We start from the raw sequence: 15312 nt of genomic DNA, 5'->3' as shown, positions 1-15312 counted from the left end.
CTTTTTTATTATCTTTCGGTAGTCCCTGAATCGAGGAACTGCCCTATGAAAAAATTTGCGTCTATCCTTATGTTTTCCGCGTTGTCGGCCTTTGCCGACCCGCAGGTCTCCAAGGTTTCTTTCTTCGCCATTGGCGATGTGCTGATGCATTCCGCCATCTACGATGCCTGCGAAAAGGATGCGTCCAAGTGCGTGTTCGACAGGTTCTTTGCCAAATGGAAGGCCGATATCGATTCGGCGGATTATGCGTGCGTGAACCAGGAAACGGTCTTTGTTCCGCGCGAGGATAAGTATTCCTCGTATCCGACTTTCGGTTCGCCCGAGGAGGTCGGGCTTGCCGAGGTGAATGCGGGCTTCGATATCGTGACGCATGCGACCAACCATACGATGGACCGCAAGGCGAAGGGGGTCGACTACACGCTAGATTTCTGGAAAGGCAAGCCCATGATGGTACTCGGGATCCACGGGACCGCAGAAGACCAGGCTCAGATCCGCTATGACGAGAAAAACGGAATCAAGTTCGCGTTCCTCAATTTTACCTACGGCCTGAATGCCCAGAAGATGCCGGATGACCGCCAGTACATGGTGGACATGCTCGATTCCGAGGGCAAGTGGCTGAAGCGCATCGCCGAGGCGGACCGCAACGCCGAAGTCGTGGTCGCCTTCCTTCACATGGGAACGGAATATACGGAGCTTCCGGACAAGGAATCGCTCGCGAGGGCGGAGAAGGCTATCGATGCCGGCGCCGACATCCTGGTCTGCGCGCACCCGCACGTGATCGAACCCTTTGGCGTATTCAAGACGAAGAAGGGCAACAAGGCTCTCGTGTTCTGGTCGCTCGGGAACTTCATCTCGAACCAGTTCCGCCTAGGGACGATTCTCGGAGGCGTCGCAAAGTTCGAAGTCCAGAAGACGGTCGATGGAGACAAGTCGAAGATCGAGGTGACCCGTGCGAACATGGAAGGTTCCATCACCTATTTCGACGAGAACGGCCACAGCACGGTTCCCCTGCGCGACTATACGGAAGAACTCCACGCGAAGCACCTGTGGCGTGAGACGGCCAAGGGTTTCACGTTCAAGTCGGTGAACGACCTTTACAAGCGCATTGTCAATAGCTATGCGAAGAGCAATCTGCAACCCGTGTCGAAGGCGCTGCCTATCCGCGTAAAGCAGCTGCAGAAGTAATCCGCCGGATTGCGGATAGAATTAAGAGCACTGGATGTTTTGCCCGATCCTCAGGATGGAGGTTCGGGTAATCTTGTTTAGCTTGCAGAGCTTTTCGACGGTCGTCCCGTACATCTGCGCGATTTTTCCGAGTGTGTCGCCGGGGCGCACCCTGTGGAAGCGGTGCTTCGAGAGTTCGGCCTGGATGGCGTTGTGGCTGTCGATGGCGGGGGCGAGGGCGTAGCGGTCCGTATTCGGGAGGAGTTCGCCCTTTTCAAAATCGAAGACGGTGGCGGGGTCGATGTTGACTTCGCCGTAGCGGATTTCGAAATGCAGGTGTGGCCCGCTGGAGCGGCCGGTGTTTCCGCCCTTTCCGATGAGCTGGCCGCCTTCGACGATAGCGCCCACTTCTACAAGTCGCTTCTGGAGGTGACCGTAGAGGGTTCGCGTCCCGTTGGCATGTTCGATCATCACGTAGTTGCCGTAGCCGCGCCTGTTGTATTTCGAGACGACGACCTTGCCGGGGTAGGCGGCGACAACGGAGTCTCCGATGTGGAGGTGGAGATCGACACCCCGGTGCAGGCGGTGCTTGCGAATTCCGTAGGGGGAATTGAGGAGGGTGCCGTGGAGGGTCGGGAAATGCGCCCCGCTGAAGTCCAGGTATTCCATTTCGGCTTCGGCCGCTTCGACCTCGGAAGGATCCTGCGTGACGGCTTCGCTTACGGCAGAATCGGGTACGACAATTTCGGAATTATTTTCGGGAATGGTTTCGACGACTGTTTCCTGGATGGGGGCCTGTTCGGCGGCGGGTGCCATGGCTATGACTTCGTTGCCGGCAGAAAGCGCTGGCAGCATCGCAATAATCAAGGTGGAAACGCTCGAAACTTTCATGGCCCGCCAAGTTAGAAATTTTTCGGCGGCGATTCAAGATAGGGTGTGATGTGCGTTATGGACGGGATGTCTAAAATGTCGTTTTTTGCTAAAAAAGGCGGATTCTCCGGAATGCGGAAAGTGATAGGTGGAGAATTATACTAGTATTCCTGACAAAGACTTCAAAAAAGCATTGCTTTTCTTACGTAATGAATATATATTACTTGCATGATTCGTTTCTTTGGAGTGTCCGGCATGTCGGCGGGATAACCGTCGCCATCAGGAAAAGCTATTCTTACAGCATGGCGGACGAACTGCTCTCCATGTCCTGGTCGCAATGGGAAAACGTGGCCTTCGTCACGAAGGGGACCGTCTCCTATGCGTACGACTCCTACGGCAGGCCTGTATCCGCCACGGAAACCGGCGGTGCGCGGGTGGACTATACCTACAGTCCCTACGGCAACGTGCTGACTACGCAGCGCAGTGACGGGAACATGGAAATATCGTCCTACGGCTCCGTGCACGATATCCACGGGCGGCCGCTCTCGCGTACCTATACGCGGGGTGGTGCGGCATTGTATTCCGAGGCTATCTCTTACGCGAATCCTGTGTCGGACCGCGTGGACGGCGTGGCGCACGACTACGGGAATCTGCAGGGAGCCGGGAACGTCACGCGAGTGTCGTCGTATACCTACGACTACCGGGGCCGCCTTGCCTCGGCGCAAGGCCCTCTTGCAGGGGCATACAGGTACGACCGCTTCGGACGTTTCTCCACGAAGGCGGAGGGGGAATCCTCTGTCCACTATTTCTACAATGCGGACAGGTTCCGGCCGACGCTCGTCTCCTTCGGCCAAGGTAGGGATGAATACTACAGCTACGACGCCTCGGGACGCATGTGGCTCGACAGGCAGGGCAAGGCTGCCTACGAACTGAACGCGTCAGGGCTCCCGGAAAAGGTCAGGATGTATTCCGAGGTGCCCGACAGCATTTCCATCGAAGACATCGGCGGCGACTTCATCTATGACAGCGAGACGGGTTACGAACGCTACGTCTACGGACTCGGTGGTTCCCGCATATACCGCTCTCGGACCTTGCGCCCGGTCGGCCTGCAGTACGAGGAGTCCGAGGTCCAGGGCATAGGCACGTGGCGCAAGAACCGGTTCGATGCCTACCAGTCCATGCTGCGCGAGGTCCTTCCTGGCGGCGGCTACCGCGACGCGGCTACATCTTCCGCAGTCTACCCGCTGGTGGACCACCAGGGCAGCGTCCGTGCCTATGCCGGGACGGACGGCATCGTGGCTGCCTACGACTACTACCCGTACGGTGCGGTGGCTGAGATCTATCCGGGAGGGATCCTGCCCGACGAGAGGCGTTGGCAGGACAAGGAACTTGACGACGCTACCGGCAACTACTATTTCGGCGCGAGGTTCTACAACCCGCTCCTGGGCATGTGGCTCACGCCCGACCCTGCCGGGCAGTACATGAACCCCTACGGCTACGGCGGCGACCCCGTCAACCTGATTGACCCGTCCGGGCTTTGGGCGATAGGCGCCGGTCTTGTGGTCGGCTACGACAGGGCGCACGGTTTCAGCGTGGGCGTCGGGGCCGCCTACGACATCGGCGTTGGGAGCTCGTTCAACGCGAGCTATTCGTGGAACTCCGATGGCTCGTACACGGCGAATCTCTCGGCTTCCATGAGCGTCCCACTCCCGGGTGCGCCGCTCTGGGCTAATTTCGGCGGAGCCTACTCCTACAACTCGGAGACGGGCCACGCCCTGACCGGGCAGATGGGCACCTGTGCGGGTGTCGGCGACCTGCTCTGTAGCGGGGTTAGTGTCGGCAGGGGCCTGTACTGGTCGAATAGCGAGTTCCTCGGCGGCACTGCGTATGTGGAGGCCTATGCAAGCGTGGGCGGAGTTTACGGGGCGTCGGTCGGCAGGGAATGGGGCTACGGTGACGTGACCGGCCGCGGCTGGTATATGGGAATCAATGCCGCGGGTGCCTATGCGGGCGTGTCCCGCAACGGGGGGCTGGACTGGGGATTCCAGGAAGGTTTGTATTATAAGCTGCAAGATTTGGGAAAAGATCCCAATGGAAGAAAACGTCAATATGCCGGTTTGAGCGTTCCCACCCTTGGTATTTTTGGCGACTACTTCATGTATGATCACGGGAACAGGAATGAAAATCCAATACAAAAAGAGGTGATGGGAGAAAACGGGAAAGGGATAAACAGGAAAGATTTTGAAAAACTTGCTAAAGATAGGGGAATGAAATATGGACATTATTCTTTATTAGGGGCAGCTTTGCATGAACCGAATTCAGGAGATTTTATTTGGGGGCTTGTTAAAGGCTTCTTTACTGGAAATTATCCTAAAGCGACCGTTGACAAAATGTGGATGCAGAAAGGAAATATGCATTGGTGGCAGGTGCCCGCAGTAGAAGGTCTTTTTACTGTAGGAGGAAATATTATCCTGCACCAAGCTATAACTATGGTAATAACTGGATTTCACATTTCTTTTTGGATATAATTCCTTATTGGGTATTTGATGCTTCGGGACTCTGATTATGAAAAAGTTTTTTTTCTTGCCATTAATGCTTCTTTTGACCTCTTGTTTTTACAGTGAAATGCGGGTAGAGTATGCTGTAGAGGGGTGTGATGAAAAAAAATTTTTTTGCATAGCGGACTATCCCTATACCCAAGAAGAAGTGGGTGATACAGTTGTTCCATATCATAGGTATTTTATTATGGAGATAGAAGATAATGATAAATATGGAATATATTTGCCTAAGGAAATAAAAGAGGAAGTATCGGCTGAAAACGTCGCTCTTGTGGATGAATATGGAGAAAATGTAGTAATGACGGTGATGCTGAAAAAAGGGTTAATGAATTCGAAAATTGAATTGAATAAAATAACATTTGAGCCGTCTTCGGTTAGAATAGTACAATTCTTTATTACAGTCCAAACACCATCTATCCAGTCTTACGAGATTGAGTTTCGGTTCGAGAAGAAGGATGGAACGGCTCATGTCTTTAATTTTAGAGTGAATCAAGAACGTAAAAAAAAGTGGTTTTTTATTCCTGTTGAATTGTTCAGAATGTAGAGATTAATTGTAATGTGATAGTAGAAATGCAGCCTATTTTTGGAAAATCATACAGCTAATTATTTTTGAAGATGCGTGAGCGAATAATCCTTGATTTGCATTGAATGAAGAAATCGCAAATACATTCTCTGCCCGGTGGCGGCTACCGCGACGCGGCTACATCTTCCGCTGTCTACCCCCTGGTCGACCACCAGGGCAGCGTCCGCGCATATGCGGGACCCTCCGGCATCGTCGCCGCCTACGACTACTACCCGTACGGTGCGGTGGCTGAGATCTATCCGGGAGGGACCCTGCCCGACGAGAGGCGGTGGCAGGACAAGGAACTTGACGACGCCACCGGCAACTACTATTTCGGCGCGAGGTTCTACAACCCGCTCCTGGGCATGTGGCTAACGCCCGACCCTGCCGGGCAGTACGTGAACCCCTACGGCTACGGCGGCGACCCCGTCAACCTGATTGACCCGTCCGGGCTTTGGGCGATAGGAGCCGGTCTTGTGGTCGGCTACGACAGGGCGCACGGTTTCAGCGTGGGTGTCGGGGCCGCCTACGACATTGGCGTGGGTAGCTCGTTCAACGCGAGCTATTCGTGGAACTCCGACGGCTCGTACACGGCGAACCTCTCGGCTTCCATGAGCGTCCCCCTCCCGGGCGTGCCGCTCTGGGCTAATTTCGGCGGAGGCTACTCCTACAACTCGGAGACGGGTCACGCCCTGACCGGGCAGATGGGCGCCTGTGCGGGTATCGGCGACCTGCTCTGTAGCGGGGAGAGTGTCGGCGGTGGCCTGTACTGGTCGAATAGCGAGTTCCTCGGCAGCACTGCGTATGTGGAGGCCTATGCAAGCGTGGGCGGAGTTTACGGGGCGTCGGTCGGCAGGGAATGGGGCTACGGTGACGTGACCGGCCGCGGCTGGTATATGGGAATCAATGCCGCGGGTGCCTATGCGGGCGTGTCCCGCAACGGGGGGCTCGACTGGGGATTTGAGGAAAAAATGTATTATAAGTTGCAAGATTTGGGTAAAGATCCCAGTGGAAGAAAACGCCAATATGTTGGCCTGAGCATTCCCTCCCTCGGTATTTTTGGCGACTACTTCATGTATGATCACGGGAACAGGAATGAAAATCCAATACAAAAAGAGGTGATGGGAGAAAACGGAAAAGGGATAAATAGAGAACAATTTGAAAAATTGGCAATAAAGAACAATCTTGATTATGGAAAATATCCGTGGATAGCTAGCCTATTCCATCCCGAAAATACAGACAAGATGTGGATGGGACGGAAGAGTGTGCTTAGTTTCCTGTATGGCTGGTTCCTGATTCCGTCGGTTGAAGGGCTTTTCTTTCCGGGTGGTGACTACGCATCTGCTCCGAGTTACAATTATGGGCATAACTGGATTACCCATACCTTCTTGGATGTTATTCCTTATTTGATATTCGACATGGCGGGCCTATAATGAAAAAACATGCATGTCTAATCTTCTGCTTTTTTTTGTGGAACTGTTGCCCGATTTGCGGCAGTGATTGTTTCTACACTATCGAAAAATCGGTGGACATTGCTGCGGTCGGTAAATATTACGATATGCATTATGGCCTAAATGGAAAATGGTATACTTTTGTTGATGATACTCTTCAAGAACACTATTATAAAGTATTTTGTCTGTATATAGATTCTGCGAATGCATATAATCTCAGTATGCCCATTTCTGTGGATGCTTATATTACACATGAAAATATGACAGAAAAGGTTGATCCGTTTCTTGTGGATACATTGACTGCTGTAGAGGGGATGCTGGCGATTATTGTAAAGAGGAGAATTCCTGAACCGTCAAGTCGCCTCAAAATAGTTATCATGAAAGATGGAATAGAAAACGTATTTGAGTTCGATATCGTCCAAAAGGCGTACAAGTCGAGACATTCTCGAAAATGGATGTCGTTTATATCTATTTAATATGTTATTCTTTGAACCAAAAAAAGTTTTAATCCTTTTGGGCTTCTGCTGAGAGGAGATCTCGAGCTCCAAAAAAACAATTCGTTAATCTCCCGCAAAATGTTTGTTTCATGAAAAAATTTTTTGGCGGGACCGCCTACTTGGAGGCATATGCGACAGTTGCAGGCAGACTTGCTGGTGGCTCGATTGGCGAGGAAGCTGGGTTCGGCTCTATGCATGGACGGGGCTGGTATTCGGGGTTTGACGTTGCGGGATTGTACGCGATTTCCTCTGTCAACGGGGGCTTTAGTTGGGGATTCTTGGAAATCTTGTATTTTTCCTATGGCGACAACACTAGCGTTGCTGCTGCAGACGGTAAGACAACAAGCCTTGTTTCAGCTGAGCTTTGGTTGCCTACCCTTGGACGGTTTGGAGATTTTACCTTTGGCAACCAGTACGATGCGAGCAGAGAGGGGATACGTAAAACTCAGTTGTCAGAAATTAAGTCTATATTACAGAATAGTTCAGATCCGGAGGATGTTGCTGTAGTAGGAAGGTTTGGAGGCCCTTTTGAAGGATAACGATGAAAAGATTTTCTGAGAATAGGACGCGCTTTAAGAAGGAATGGTTCCGGACTGGTTGACCGTATGGGGGACCATAATGATAAATCAACAAAGTTTACATTTAGGAGAGCTGGCTCTTCTGAATATGGCAACATTGAATTTATGTTTCAAGTATGGAAAAATGAGGCGTATTCCAGCTACTTTTTTCTAAATTATTGTTGTTGAACTTATTACCGGTGAATGCCTAGATGAAATTTCTGAAATACACGGTTCCCGTATTTTTTGCCCTGTTCCTCGCCCTGTTTTCCGGTTGCCATGAGGAGGAAACTCTGTCGAACCTCCAGAAGGATGTCGCCGTTCTCGAAATGCGGGCGGATTCGCTGTACCAGGAGATTGACCGGCTCAAGAAAACGCCCTCCGATGTGGTGCTTCTCAGCGATACGGTCCAGCCCGGTAATGGTCCCTACGCGGTCCTGGAACGCATGAACATCTCCCGGAAGGAAATGGCTCAGTTGGTGAATACGCTTCTCGACAGTGTTGACATGGGTAAGCTGAAGGTGGGGCAGCGCTTTTACGCGCTGGTGGATTCTGCGGCGCATGCGGCAAAGGCTGAACATTCGGTGAAGGTCTTCCGTTTTCAGGAAAACGCGATTCTTGTCCACCTGGTGCACTGGGTGGATTCCGGATTTGTCTACAAGAAGGTGGAAAAACCCTTTGTCCGCAAGCAATCTGTGTATGAGGGCGTGCTCGAGAAGGGCGGCACCCTCGACGGCATGCTTTTCAAGTCGGGCATTCCGCAGCGCATGCGCGGCGTGGTGAGCGGCGTGTTGCAGTGCAAGATTGCATTCCAGAGCGCACAGCCCGGAGACCGTTTCCGCGTGCTTCTCGAGGACACGTTCGACAAGGATGGCATTTGGGTGAGCGGCAAGGTCATCTACGCCGAGTTCGATGGACGCGTGGTGGGGCATCACGAGGCTTTCCTCTATTTCGATGGCGACCCGAAGAGTTCCTTCAATGCGCACTATACCGAGAATGGCGAGGCGCTGATATTCAACGGGCTCCGCTACCCGCTCGACAAGATCCAGATCGGTAGCCGTTTCGGCAAGAGGCTGCATCCGATTCTTGGCGAATACCGCCTGCATGCGGGCGTGGACTATCGCGCGAGCATGGGTTCCCCGGTGTATGCGGTGGCCGATGGCGTGGTGACGGTTTCGGGCTATGACGATGCGAGCGGAAACAAGATTGCCATCAAGCACAGCGACGGTTTCGTGAGCTACTACATGCACCTTTCACAGAGGAGCGTGAGCGTGGGGACGCATGTGGCCGCCCGCCAGTTCATCGGGAAGGTGGGGTCTACGGGCCGCAGTACGGGGCCGCATCTGCATTTTGGTTTCAAGAACCCGCAGGGGCAATGGATTGACCCGCTCACGAAGACGATGATTGCGACTCCGAAGCTTGCGGGCGAGCGCCTCGCAAAGTTGCAGGGGCAGGTGAAGGATATCCGCAAGGAGATTGAACTCACCTTGCAGACGCCCGCGGTAAAGGCGAACGACACGACGGACGTGATGGTCCACGTGCGCGCGTTGAACTAGGAGAGCCCTTGCATAGAGCCTTGGTGACATTCCTGCTTTTGGCACTTGCTTCTGCGGCTTTTGCCGAAGACGGCGCAAGGTCGGAGTTTACCGACAGCCGGGACGGCCGCGTCTATCGCACGGTGGAAATTGGCGGCCAGGTCTGGTTTGCGGAAAATCTGGCGTATGCGGCCAAGGGAAGCTTTTGCTATGGCGGTGCCGCGAAAGGCTGCTCGGAACGCCTGTACCCGAAGGATGTGGCCGAGAAGGCCTGCCCTGCAGGGTGGCGCCTGCCGTCGAACGACGATTTCCAGAAGCTCTACGGCTATGCCGGAAAGACGGGCGTGAGGAGCGTCGGCAACGCGCTGAAGGCGAAATCCGGATGGGACAGGAACGGCAACGGCTTTGACGATTTTGGTTTTGACGCGAAACCCGCGGGCTATTGCGAAAGCCGCAAGAAGTGCGAATACCGCGACTGCTTCCTCAGCATGTGGAGCTCTACCGAGAATATTTCCTGGAGCCTCTACTGTGTCGACGAGGATTTTAACAAGGGAACATATTCCAGGACGGCTGCCTTGTCGGTTCGCTGTATAAAGGAGTAGAAGATGAGATACGGGATGAAGATTGTGGTTGTCCTTCTTGCGGGAATATGTTCCGCTTGCAATGGCGAATCGGAGCAGAAGCAGGAGGCCGTTCCTGTTGCCGATGTGAAACCGGCGCCCGTAGAGGCAGCCCCTGCGCCTGTAGAGGAGAAGCCAGTTGTCGAGGAGCACTTTCCCGATACGATGATGGCCTCGGCGCGCGCCCTCGAGTATGTCGTCGACGACGCTTCTACCGGGGTTTCCGGGACGATCGATTCGTTCGAGGACGTCTACGAGAAAACTCCCGGAATCTTCACGTTCCGCGGTGGCCTCAAGCGCAACACGCCGCACGAGGGCAAGGTCAAGGGGACTCCTTCCAAGATTACGGTCGCGTGGAAGTTCGAAACGGATTTCGACAGCGAGCCGACCAAGCTCGGCACATGGGGTGGCGGTTCCGGATGGACTGGCCAGCCGGTCTACGTGAACTGGCCGGACAGTATCGCCGACATGTTCAGGAATTCTTCCTTTGGCCTGACCGAGAATTTCAGCAATGAAGAAATCATGGTGGGCTCGCTCAGCAGCCACATCTACTTCATCGACTTCAAGACGGGCAAGGCTTCGCGCAAGGCAATCGACGTGATTAACCCCATCAAGGGGAGCATCTCGCTAGACCCGTCGATGAACGGCAACCTCTACTTTGGGCACGGCGTCCCCAAGAGCGACGAAGTTCCTTTTGGTGCGGGAGTTATCGACCTCAAGAAGCACAAGGTGACGCTCATGTACGACCGCGACCGCGACGCCTGGCGCGGCTGGGGGGCCTACGATTCTTCGCCGGTTGTTGTCGGTCAGTTCCTGATTCGCCCCGGCGAGAACGGCAAGATTTACAAGTTTATCCGCGAACAGGGTGGCCTCAAGCTCCATTCGAGCCTCAAGTACAAGGTCAAGAAGCAGAAGGCGGCTGGTGTGGAATCCTCGATTGCCGTGTACCGCAACTACGGCTACTTCGGAGACAACTACGGAAACATCATCTGCATCAACCTCGACACGATGAAACCCGTATGGCGCTATGACAACCACGACGATACCGACGGTTCCGTGGTGATCGATGTCGAGGACGGCGTTCCGTTTGTCTATACGGCAAGCGAAATGGACAAGCAGGGCGACAGCGGAATTTCTTACTTCGTGAAGTTGAACGGGCTTACGGGCGAAAAGGTCTGGGAACAGAAGTTCAAGTGCAACAAGGCAAAAATCGCGGGCAAGAGTTTCGACGGCGGCATGTACTCGACACCGCTTATCGGGCGCGGCGACTGCGATAGCCTCATCATCGTGCCCATCAGCATCCATAAGCCGGTCTTCAAGGGAGACCTTGTCGCCATGAACCGCTACACGGGTAAGGTTGTCTACCGCGTCCCGCTTGAACATTACGCCTGGTCTTCGCCGGTTGGGTTCTATGACGAAAACGGCAAGCTGTATGTGGTGCAGGGCGACTGCACCGGCAACATGTATATCTTCGAAGGGGCAACGGGCAAGCGCCTGTTCTGTGAAAAAATTGGCGACAACTTCGAATCTTCGCCTGCCGTCGTGGACAATGCGCTCGTGGTCGGTTCCCGAGGCAAGGTCATTTTCAAGATGCTTGTGGAATAGTTTTTTACGGGACCTTGTGCCATGATGCTTGAAGACGATGAATTCCGCGAAATCAGGACGACGCGACGGGCGCACCGCTCCCGCCGAATCGACGCCATGCGCGAATGGGATTCGGGAATCGTCGACGAGCGCCCGACCAAGGAACGTTTTAGCCGCGAGTTCAAGAAGGCTAAAATCAAGCGCATCAAGGACCCAGTCGAAAACATCGGCGAGGAAAACTGCGTCGAGGGCCTGGTCGTGGAAGTGCACCGCCGCACATGCGAGGTGCGCCTTCCGGAAGAAACAGTGACCGCCATGTACCGCGCGACGACCTCAAAGGCGCTGGGCGAGTTCCCGGCCGTGGGAGACCGCGTGCTCGTCGGTCTGGTGAACGACGGCGAGGATACGGGCGACGGCGTGGGCTCCCAGAAGTACTGCGTGGTGCGCGTGCTCCCCCGCAAGAGCGAACTCAAGCGCCCTGGCCCGCGCGACAGTTTCTACAAGCAGCAGACGCTTGCCGCGAATATCGACCAGGTGGTGATTGTCGCAAGCGTCACGCAGCCCGAATTCAACTACGGGTTCATGGACCGCTTCTTGCTTGCGGCGAACCTCAACAATTTGCCGTTTGTCCTTGTGCTTACCAAGATGGATTTGCTGGAAGGCGAACTTCCGGAGTCGATACGCGACTTTGCAAGCATTGTAGACAAGTTTATTCCTATTTCCGTAAAGAACGGGGAGGGCCTTGAAACGCTGAAAGCCGAGCTCCAGGGCAAATCCTCCGTATTCAGCGGTCAGAGTGGTGTTGGCAAGTCGACTCTCGTAAATGCGCTCGTTCCCGATGCGGGCCTTGAGACGGGCGCCGTGCGCGAAAAGGACGGCAAGGGACGCCACACGACGATTTCTTCGAGTCTTTTCGATTTGCCGGGCGGCGGCTATGTCATCGATACCCCGGGTATCCGCAGCATCGGCCTCATGGACATGGATGCGGAATCCCTCGCGAAAATCTTCCCCGGGTTTTTCGAGAGCGATCTTTTTACCTGCAAGTTCAGCAACTGCCTCCACGTGAAGGAGGTGGGCTGTTCTGTGCTCGAAAAATTGCGCGATGGCAGGCTTTCGAAAGCACGTTATGAAAGCTACCGGCGCATTCTCGGTTCAAAAGATTGATTATATTGTAATAAGAATCCCACTATGAAACAAGATATCCGAAAATTCCTAGTCAGCCTCCTTTGGCTTGTCGCCACCTGTTGCGGTGGCGCCTTTGCGCAGAGCTCGAACGCCCCCAAGACTTCTGCCGCCCCTGCGGCGACCGGAACGTCTACCACCAGCATCCGGACACCTATTTTTGTGGGTGGAGCGCTCGGCTTTGGCTCGGGAACGGGTGTCGGTTCGGAGAAGGGACTGGGGTTACGGCAGATTGAACCCATGCTGGGCATCTGGTTTCCTCACGTCGCGTTCTTCCGTGTGGGCTATGGATTCTTCGATTGCGATGAAAAGACGGATGACGGCGACAAGGTGGAAGTCGAACATACGAACCTCGATGTCGAACTGGGCGTCCAGCTGTTGGGCGATGTCTATCTTGTCGGCAACTATTCGAGACTCAAGGACCTTTCCGACGAGGGCGATGTCGCCTGGAACGAATGGGGAGTTGGCGTCGGGTCGCTCCTGAATATCTTTTCGAAGACGATGCTTTTTGCGGAAGTGGGCTACAGGAGGGTTCTGGAACATTACGATCCCTTCCTGAACAAGAAAGTCTCGGGTAGCCGCATCCAGTTAAATCTCGGATTTGCGGCTTACGTCTACTAGGCGGAGCGTGATGTCTGGTTTGAAGAATATTGCCATCATGGGGGGCGCGTTTGATCCCGTCCATGAAGACCATGTCAAGGTGGCACGGATTTGCCTTTCGCGTGGACTTTGCGACGAGGTGTGGTTCGTGCCGAGCCCTGATCGTTGGGACAAGACGCTGAACGCCGCGCCCGAAGACCGTTTTGCGATGCTTGAACTCGTTACTTCCGACGAACCCCGCTTTGTCCTTTCGGACCTTGAAATTGAACAGGGAGATTTTCGCGGTTCCTACGTATTCTTGAAAGGCCTTGCAGAAAGGTTCCCCGACAAGAATTTCCGCCTCCTGGTTGGTGCGGACAGCTACGAGAATATTCCGCACTGGCGCGACCCGCTTCATTTCTATGGCACGGAATATAACGGCCACCTCCTGCTTCGGGACTTTGAACTGATTGTCTTTGCGCGCAATGGCTACGTGCAGCCCGATGTCGCGGAACACAAGGCGAAGGGATATGCGGACCTTTTCTGGATTGGGGAAAAGGAAAATTTTGTCGGCCGGATTTCGAGTACGGGAATCCGCAAGAGCCTGCTTTGCAATCGTAGCGAAAGGCCGGACGGGCTTGCGCCAGAAGTCTACCGCTATATTCTGGAACATGATTTATACAGGGATTGAGTTGGAGTAACGATGCAACTGGTTGACAATTTGAGGCAGAAGCCTCTAGTTCAGAAAGTCGAAAAGTTTTTTCCGGCAATAGCCTTTTTGGCGGGGTTCAGCTGGGATTCCATAACGCTTGGTCAGCAGATTGACCAGTCCGATTTGCTCTTCCTTCTGGCGTACTATATCGGCGCGTTCATCCTGGTGATTCTTTTGTCGGCACATCTGGAACATCCCGAAGGATGGACGAAGGAACGCCTGCAGGCTGCGAAATCGGCTTCCCCGGTGAAGGCGGAATCGAAGGTCCCGGAGAAAACGGATGCGGTAGAAGCGCCTGCCGCTGCGCAAACAGAGGCTCCTGAGCAGGTGCCGTCGCAAAACCCGGCTCCGACCTCCAAGATTTCGGCTGTTGCCGGTAAAATGGCGAATTTCGCGAAACCCGCAACGACAGTGGTCGCCTCGAAAATCAAGAACGTGGCTGATGCCTCGGCAACGAAACTCAAGAATGCTGCGGACGCCTCGACTGCGGAAGCCAAAAAGCTGGCTGACAAGATTGGTTACGAGTCTACCGCCATCCCCAAGAATGCCATCGTGGTGGAACACCGCTTTTTGGACCGAGAATGGAGCGAGGTGTGGAAAGACCGTTTCTCCTGGATGGTGCAGTTCTGCTTCGGAAGTATGTTCAGCGCACTGGTCGTCTGCTACTTCAAGAGCAGCGGTTCGCTGGCCTCGTTCCTTCTGGTGCTGTTTTTGGCCGTATTGCTGGTCGGTAATGAATTCCTCAAAAAAAAGTATGAAAGCTTCGGCGTGAGCCTCGCGTTTTTTTGCCTGCTCGGGACGATGTTCCTGAATTTTGCGATTCCGCACCTGGTACACCGAATAGGATTTATCTGGTTCTTTTTGAGCACGCTTGCGTCATTTGGCATCTGCGTCGGAATCCAAAAGCTGTCGCACCACAAGAGGCGCGTGCTGATTGCTCCGGCTCTGATCAGCTCGGCCTTGGTCATCGCCTATATCATGAACTGGGTCCCGCCTGTTCCCCTCGTGCTGAAGCAGCAACTGGTCTGCCAGAATTTTGATAAGAAGAACTACTCCTGCGATATCGACAAGCCGACATTCTTGCAGACACTCGGGTTCAAACTTCCGTCGGTTCATCGAATCGACGGTGCGGAAGTCTATTATCTTTCGTCGGTTTATGCGCCTGCGGAATTGAAGGCGGAACTGGAATACCGCTGGTACGTGAAGGATGAGGCGACAGGGGAATACAGGCTTACGGATAGAGTTTCTTCTGGCAGGATGGTCATGCGGGGTGGTCGCGAAAACGGCTACCGGAGCTACACGAAAAAGAAGAAGATTCCGGCTGGACGCTACCTTGTAGAAACGGCTTACAAGAATGGCGCTGTCATCGGCTCGCAGAAGTTCGAGGTCTTCGAGGATGGCCCGGCCCCCAAGGGCTTCGAACGTGATTCCTTAAGGTAAC

General features: G+C 54.0%; 14 protein-coding genes. 13 read left to right on the top strand and 1 reads right to left on the bottom strand.

Annotation, left to right across the window (positions count from 1 at the left end):
• The first annotated feature begins 69 nt into the window (after nucleotides 1-69).
• The gene (locus tag B4A77_RS04225) at nucleotides 70-1185 is read left to right on the top strand and encodes a CapA family protein (protein WP_290738602.1); all 1116 of its coding nucleotides are present in this window, start codon (nucleotides 70-72) and stop codon (nucleotides 1183-1185) included.
• A 21-nt stretch (nucleotides 1186-1206) separates the two neighbouring features.
• On the opposite strand, the gene B4A77_RS04220 is transcribed toward B4A77_RS04225, so the two are convergent.
• The gene (locus B4A77_RS04220; RefSeq protein ID WP_290738599.1) at nucleotides 1207-2055 is read right to left on the bottom strand and encodes a M23 family metallopeptidase; all 849 of its coding nucleotides are present in this window, start codon (nucleotides 2053-2055) and stop codon (nucleotides 1207-1209) included.
• Between the two features lie 203 nt (nucleotides 2056-2258).
• On the opposite strand from B4A77_RS04220, the gene B4A77_RS04215 reads away from it, so the two are divergent.
• The 12 genes from B4A77_RS04215 to B4A77_RS04160 all read left to right on the top strand — a co-directional run bounded on the left by B4A77_RS04215 (nucleotide 2259) and on the right by B4A77_RS04160 (nucleotide 15311).
• On the top strand, nucleotides 2259-4562 hold the full coding sequence (locus B4A77_RS04215) for an RHS repeat-associated core domain-containing protein (protein WP_290738596.1): 2304 nt from the start codon (nucleotides 2259-2261) through the stop codon (nucleotides 4560-4562).
• A gap of 37 nt (nucleotides 4563-4599) precedes the next feature.
• On the top strand, nucleotides 4600-5136 hold the full coding sequence (locus B4A77_RS04210) for a hypothetical protein (protein ID WP_290728312.1): 537 nt from the start codon (nucleotides 4600-4602) through the stop codon (nucleotides 5134-5136).
• A 104-nt stretch (nucleotides 5137-5240) separates the two neighbouring features.
• Nucleotides 5241-6587 (top strand): RHS repeat-associated core domain-containing protein, encoded by a 1347-nt coding sequence (locus B4A77_RS04205; protein WP_290738592.1) that lies wholly within the window; start codon nucleotides 5241-5243, stop codon nucleotides 6585-6587.
• Complete coding sequence (locus B4A77_RS04200) at nucleotides 6587-7081, top strand: hypothetical protein (protein WP_290736256.1); 495 nt, start codon at nucleotides 6587-6589, stop codon at nucleotides 7079-7081. The genes B4A77_RS04205 and B4A77_RS04200 overlap by 1 nt, the downstream gene beginning before the upstream one ends.
• A 110-nt stretch (nucleotides 7082-7191) precedes the next feature.
• On the top strand, nucleotides 7192-7641 hold the full coding sequence (locus tag B4A77_RS04195; protein WP_290736253.1) for a hypothetical protein: 450 nt from the start codon (nucleotides 7192-7194) through the stop codon (nucleotides 7639-7641).
• Between the two features lie 230 nt (nucleotides 7642-7871).
• The gene (locus tag B4A77_RS04190; RefSeq protein WP_290738589.1) at nucleotides 7872-9215 is read left to right on the top strand and encodes a M23 family metallopeptidase; all 1344 of its coding nucleotides are present in this window, start codon (nucleotides 7872-7874) and stop codon (nucleotides 9213-9215) included.
• 8 nt (nucleotides 9216-9223) lie between these two features.
• Nucleotides 9224-9796, top strand: a complete 573-nt coding sequence (locus B4A77_RS04185; protein WP_290738586.1) for an FISUMP domain-containing protein — start codon at nucleotides 9224-9226, stop codon at nucleotides 9794-9796.
• A gap of 3 nt (nucleotides 9797-9799) precedes the next feature.
• Nucleotides 9800-11419 carry a hypothetical protein gene (locus tag B4A77_RS04180; protein WP_290738582.1) on the top strand — a complete coding sequence of 540 codons (1620 nt, stop codon included), beginning with the start codon at nucleotides 9800-9802 and terminating at the stop codon, nucleotides 11417-11419.
• Nucleotides 11420-11440: 21 nt separating this feature from the next.
• On the top strand, nucleotides 11441-12562 hold the full coding sequence (rsgA, locus tag B4A77_RS04175) for a ribosome small subunit-dependent GTPase A (protein ID WP_290728297.1): 1122 nt from the start codon (nucleotides 11441-11443) through the stop codon (nucleotides 12560-12562).
• 24 nt (nucleotides 12563-12586) lie between these two features.
• On the top strand, nucleotides 12587-13201 hold the full coding sequence (locus B4A77_RS04170; RefSeq protein ID WP_290728295.1) for a hypothetical protein: 615 nt from the start codon (nucleotides 12587-12589) through the stop codon (nucleotides 13199-13201).
• 10 nt (nucleotides 13202-13211) lie between these two features.
• Nucleotides 13212-13850 (top strand): nicotinate-nicotinamide nucleotide adenylyltransferase, encoded by a 639-nt coding sequence (locus tag B4A77_RS04165; RefSeq protein WP_290727044.1) that lies wholly within the window; start codon nucleotides 13212-13214, stop codon nucleotides 13848-13850.
• 12 nt (nucleotides 13851-13862) lie between these two features.
• Nucleotides 13863-15311: a DUF2914 domain-containing protein gene (locus B4A77_RS04160; RefSeq protein ID WP_290738579.1), complete on the top strand. Its 1449-nt coding sequence runs from the start codon at nucleotides 13863-13865 to the stop codon at nucleotides 15309-15311.
• Nucleotide 15312: the final 1 nt, after the last annotated feature.

The organism is Fibrobacter sp. UBA3718, assembly GCF_002371935.1.
GTDB lineage: Bacteria > Fibrobacterota > Fibrobacteria > Fibrobacterales > Fibrobacteraceae > Fibrobacter.
The sequence above is the reverse complement of the archived record's forward strand: the minus strand, read 5'-3'. Positions and strand labels throughout refer to the sequence as shown.

Bases quoted from the DNA above. Each gene is read 5' to 3' on its own strand.
- B4A77_RS04225 (WP_290738602.1), top strand. From the start codon at position 70: ATGTTTTCCGCGTTGTCGGCCTTTGCCGACCCGCAGGTCTCCAAGGTT.
- B4A77_RS04220 (WP_290738599.1), bottom strand. From the start codon at position 2,055: ATGAAAGTTTCGAGCGTTTCCACCTTGATTATTGCGATGCTGCCAGCG.
- B4A77_RS04210 (WP_290728312.1), top strand. From the start codon at position 4,600: ATGAAAAAGTTTTTTTTCTTGCCATTAATGCTTCTTTTGACCTCTTGT.
- B4A77_RS04205 (WP_290738592.1), top strand. From the start codon at position 5,241: ATGAAGAAATCGCAAATACATTCTCTGCCCGGTGGCGGCTACCGCGAC.
- B4A77_RS04200 (WP_290736256.1), top strand. From the start codon at position 6,587: ATGAAAAAACATGCATGTCTAATCTTCTGCTTTTTTTTGTGGAACTGT.
- B4A77_RS04195 (WP_290736253.1), top strand. From the start codon at position 7,192: ATGAAAAAATTTTTTGGCGGGACCGCCTACTTGGAGGCATATGCGACA.
- B4A77_RS04190 (WP_290738589.1), top strand. From the start codon at position 7,872: ATGAAATTTCTGAAATACACGGTTCCCGTATTTTTTGCCCTGTTCCTC.
- B4A77_RS04180 (WP_290738582.1), top strand. From the start codon at position 9,800: ATGAGATACGGGATGAAGATTGTGGTTGTCCTTCTTGCGGGAATATGT.
- rsgA (WP_290728297.1), top strand. From the start codon at position 11,441: ATGATGCTTGAAGACGATGAATTCCGCGAAATCAGGACGACGCGACGG.
- B4A77_RS04170 (WP_290728295.1), top strand. From the start codon at position 12,587: ATGAAACAAGATATCCGAAAATTCCTAGTCAGCCTCCTTTGGCTTGTC.
- B4A77_RS04165 (WP_290727044.1), top strand. From the start codon at position 13,212: ATGTCTGGTTTGAAGAATATTGCCATCATGGGGGGCGCGTTTGATCCC.
- B4A77_RS04160 (WP_290738579.1), top strand. From the start codon at position 13,863: ATGCAACTGGTTGACAATTTGAGGCAGAAGCCTCTAGTTCAGAAAGTC.